Raw genomic sequence first — 4,513 nt, 5'->3', positions numbered from 1 at the left:
TAAATGGAGTGGGAGTGAGGTTCTCTGTCTGAATCCTCACATTTCTGAAATAAGTTTTATTGCCCTCGTCTTCAGGATTGCTGATACTGTGCACCTGAAGTCCTATAAATCCTTTGGCATCCATGTCATCCACCACATAGGCCACTTCCTGTCCGTTTACCCAGGTTTTGATCTCTTTTCCAATCGCTTCAATCCGGTAAGAATTCCATTCTCCCATCTTAAATGCTGACTTGGCTGCAGGATTCAAATCCAACGGATACAACCAACCTCTTCTTGCCTCATCATACAATCCTCCGGACCAAGCACGGTCTGTTGGGTCCGCTTCGATCTGATATCCGAATACCAAACCCTTTCCTTCTCTGCCTGCAGGATCATATTGACCACGGGCCATGATGCCTGAGTTGCTGGACAGGTTATCAATTTTGAGATCCAGTTCCAAAATGAAATCTCCATATTCCTGTTCCGTCACCAAAAAAGTATTGGGAGTATTGGCTTTTGCATATCCCACAACTTCCCCATTTTCAACTTTGAATTCAGCCTCCCCACCCAAGGTCTTCCAACCTTCAAGATTTTCGCCATTGATGAGATCAGTCCAACCTTCTTCTGATTTACCTTCCTTTTGCTGACAGGAAAAAGTAGCAGCAAAACAAAATAGAAATAATAATTGAAAGGCTTTTTTCATTTTGATAAGGGGTTTGTTTGGGATACCAAAGTCCTTAAAAACAAGGTCATTTTCAAGGTGACAGAGGTCTAATTTACGCAAACGATTTCGAGTTGACATGATTTTCAACTTCGATAATCCAATTTAAAAAATTAGAAACAATTAAATTCCTCACAATTGACAAATGGGCAATTCATCGTTTGAGGCGAAATGTTTAAATGATGTAAAGGCATCCAAAATCCACTTACATTCTTTTGGGAATATCTTTCTTTTAGTTTGCCTTGGTTTCTGTTATATTGAAATCCAATCCATAGAATTCTTGTTAACAATCCTCCCAAAATAAAACCTATGAAAACCAAATCTCTAAGTTTTTTAAATTTCATCCTGATATTTCTTTTAGGATCATATTCACCATTATTTGCACAGCAGGTAAATACCAAACCCATACTTTCCCCATGGGCCGAAAATGTGGATTCAAATGCACCTCTTCCTGAATATCCCAGGCCGCAAATGGTCAGAGGAAATTGGAGAAATCTCAACGGGCAATGGGATTATGCCATCCTTGAAAAAGGAAAACCATCACCGTCTTCTTTTGACGGAAAGATTACATTGCCGTATCCCGTCGAGTCCTTCCTTTCGGGCGTAACCAAAGCTGTCGGTGCAGAAAATGAATTGTGGTACAGTAAGGTCATACAAGTGTCAAATTCTGAAAGAAAAGGAAGGGTATTGCTTCACTTTGGAGCGGTGGATTGGGAATCAGAGGTTTTTGTAAATGGAAAATCTGTAGGAAAACATCAGGGTGGATACGATCCTTTTTCATATGACATCACAGATTTTTTGGTAAAAAGTACCGACCAGAAAATCACCGTGAGGGTTTGGGATCCAAGCGATAAAGGCCCTCAGCCAAGAGGCAAGCAGGTCAACCAACCAAGAGGAATCTGGTACACCCCTGTGACCGGTATTTGGCAGACAGTATGGTTGGAATTTGTTCCCGTAGCTTACATCAGCCATGTCAAGACGACCCCGGATTGGGACAATGGGCTTTTCAAATTTTCCATAAAAACCAATTCTGTTGATCCGGGAATGAATTTTAAAATCACTGCCATGGACAAAGGTTCAATAATTGCTGAAACTTCAGGCAGTCTTGGTTCGGAAGCAACCCTCAAAATTCCCAACCCTGTCAGTTGGTCCTTAGAGAATCCCCATTTGTATGATTTTGAAATCAGTCTGATGAAGGGTAAAAAAGTCTTAGACAAAGTGACCTCCTATGGTGCTCTGAGAGAAATATCCATTACTACAGATTCCAAAGGAATGCAGCGTTTTGCACTGAATGGCAAAGAAGTATTTCATTACGGGCCATTGGACCAAGGTTGGTGGCCTGATGGCTTGTACACTGCTCCGACTGATGAGGCTTTGGCTTTTGATATCATCAAAACCAAAGAAATGGGTTTCAACATGATCCGCAAGCATGTCAAAGTGGAGCCTGCCCGTTGGTATTACCATTGTGACAAAATGGGCATGATGGTATGGCAGGACATGCCGAGCGGGGATATGGGAAACAGGTGGGAACAAAAACCGGGTATTTGGATCAAAGGAATGGACAGGGAACGTACCGCAGCATCCGAGTCGATTTTCAGAAAAGAATGGAAAGCCATCATGGATGCCAATTATAACTTTCCTTCCATTGTGGTTTGGGTTCCATTCAACGAAGCTTGGGGACAGTTTAAGACCCAAGAGATCTCCGATTGGACGAAAGCCTATGATCCTACAAGATTGGTCAACAGTGCAAGTGGGGGAAATTTTGAGCTGAAAGGTGCAAAGATCGCAGGGGATATTTTTGATATCCACAACTACCCCGATCCGGCCATGCCTTCTCCGGAAATTTATGGCAAGATCCAGATTTTGGTTTTGGGTGAATACGGTGGTTTGGGTTTGCCTGTAGAAGGACATACATGGCAGGAGAAAGACAATTGGGGATACCAAAGTTTTAAATCCAAAGAAGAATTGGAAAATAGGTACAAGCTCTTGATCCATGATTTGCTTGAATACATACCCAAAGGATTGGCTGGGGCAGTTTACACCCAAACGACAGATGTGGAAATCGAAACCAACGGCATCATGACCTATGACCGGAAAGTGATCAAGATGCCGGTCGATGTTTTGAAAAAGTTGCATAGTGAATTATATAAAAAGTAAAGGGACCGAGATGCAAAAAGCAATCAATTTAATAGCCGTAGTAATTTGTGCTGTTAATTTCCTTTCATGTTCCTCGAAAAATAAAGCCAATCAAACCCAACTTTCCGGCAATCCGATTTTCGAAGGCTGGTATGCCGATCCTGAAGCCATCATCTATGGGGATACCTATTGGATTTACCCGACTTATTCTGACAAGTTTGCCAAACAGGTTTTTATGGATTGTTTTTCTTCCAAAGACCTCATCAGTTGGACCAAACATGAAAGGATCATCGATACCACCGAAGTCAAATGGGCCGATTCAGCCATGTGGGCTCCGGGAGTGATTGAAAACAAGGGAAAGTATTTCCTTTTCTTTGCCGCCAATGATGTCCATGAGGGACAGGTCGGAGGTATCGGTGTAGCTGTTGCTGACCAACCACAGGGACCATTCAAGGATTTGATCGGGAAGCCTTTGATCAATGAAATCGTCAACGGTGCCCAACCCATAGACCAGTTTATCTTCAAGGACAAAGACGGGAGTTTTCTGATGTATTACGGAGGTTGGGGCAAGTGTAATGTGGTCAGGTTGAAGGATGATTTTACTGGTCTGCTTCCATTTGAGGATGGTGAATTTTACAGAGAGGTGACTCCTGAAAGTTATGTGGAAGGACCGTTTATGTTTATCAGGGAAGGAAAGTATTATTTCATGTGGTCAGAAGGAGGTTGGACAGGTCCTGACTATAAAGTCGCTTATGCCATAGCAGACAATCCATTTGGACCCTTTGAGCGGATAGGCGTAGTCTTGGAACAGGATCCTGAGGTGGCAACGGGAGCAGGGCACCATTCCGTTTTATTTGAACCAAATTCAGCGCAATACTACATGGTTTACCATAGGAGACCTTTAGGAGAAACGGATGGAAATCACAGGGTGACCTGTATCGACAAAATGGAATTTGACGAAAAAGGATTGATCAAGCCTGTTAAAATCACATTTGAAGGCGTTGGCGCTAAGCCTCTTCAATAAAAAATAATACTTTCAAGGCATTTAAAAATCATACATTTAAACCTAATGGTATCATACCCTTTCATTTTTAAGAAGAATTATGAACCACCAAAAGTTAGATTTTTGGTTCCAATCTTTTCGATCTTGCTCCTCATAAATTCTTGTAATGAAAAAAAAACCATTTCGGAAAAGTCCTCAACAGATTATATTAAGGCCATTCTCGGTGATGACCATGAACTCGATTCTATTTTGGTAAAAAAAGGAGAGGTGTTGATTGCTTATTCAGATTGTTATGATTGTCACAAATCAGAAAACAGGGCCAAAGGACCGGCTTTCAGGGATATTGCAAAAAGATATCCTGCAGACAAAACATACATAGAACATCTGGCCCGGCAGGTCATCCGTGGGAGCAAAGGTGCTTGGGGATATCCCGTGATGAGTCCACATCCCGATATAAAAAAAGAGGATGCAGAGGCCATGGTGACCTTCATCCTATCACTTAGAAATCAATGATTTTGCAGTTATGCATGAGGTGATATTTTTCTACCGCAATGGACGCCAAGGTTTCGCAAAGGGGAAAAAAAGAATCTAGCCTTCCCTGTTTTTGGCGAGAACTTTAATTCTCCTTTTACTTTTTCCCAGCCAAAAACCGGGGTTGCTTTATTGGTTCTTTA

4 protein-coding genes are annotated in these 4,513 nt (G+C 41.9%); 3 read left to right on the top strand and 1 reads right to left on the bottom strand.

The genetic code is table 11. The features are described from left to right. Positions 1–682: 3-keto-disaccharide hydrolase (locus ACZFYI_RS16210; RefSeq protein ID WP_462525172.1), on the bottom strand; the 682-nt coding region annotated here is incomplete at its 3' end. 327 nt (positions 683–1,009) lie between these two features. Between ACZFYI_RS16210 and ACZFYI_RS16205 the strand changes: the two genes are divergently transcribed. The 3 genes from ACZFYI_RS16205 to ACZFYI_RS16195 all read left to right on the top strand — a co-directional run bounded on the left by ACZFYI_RS16205 (position 1,010) and on the right by ACZFYI_RS16195 (position 4,352). Continuing rightward, the gene (locus ACZFYI_RS16205) at positions 1,010–2,857 is read left to right on the top strand and encodes a glycoside hydrolase family 2 protein (RefSeq protein ID WP_462525171.1); all 1,848 of its coding nucleotides are present in this window, start codon (positions 1,010–1,012) and stop codon (positions 2,855–2,857) included. A 10-nt stretch (positions 2,858–2,867) separates the two neighbouring features. Next, positions 2,868–3,860, top strand: a complete 993-nt coding sequence (locus ACZFYI_RS16200; RefSeq protein WP_462525170.1) for a glycoside hydrolase family 43 protein — start codon at positions 2,868–2,870, stop codon at positions 3,858–3,860. Positions 3,861–3,983: 123 nt separating this feature from the next. After that, positions 3,984–4,352, top strand: a complete 369-nt coding sequence (locus ACZFYI_RS16195; protein ID WP_462525169.1) for a c-type cytochrome — start codon at positions 3,984–3,986, stop codon at positions 4,350–4,352. Positions 4,353–4,513: the final 161 nt, after the last annotated feature.

This window comes from Aquiflexum sp., from assembly GCF_977115555.1.
This window is presented reverse-complemented; position numbering and strand designations above follow the sequence as displayed.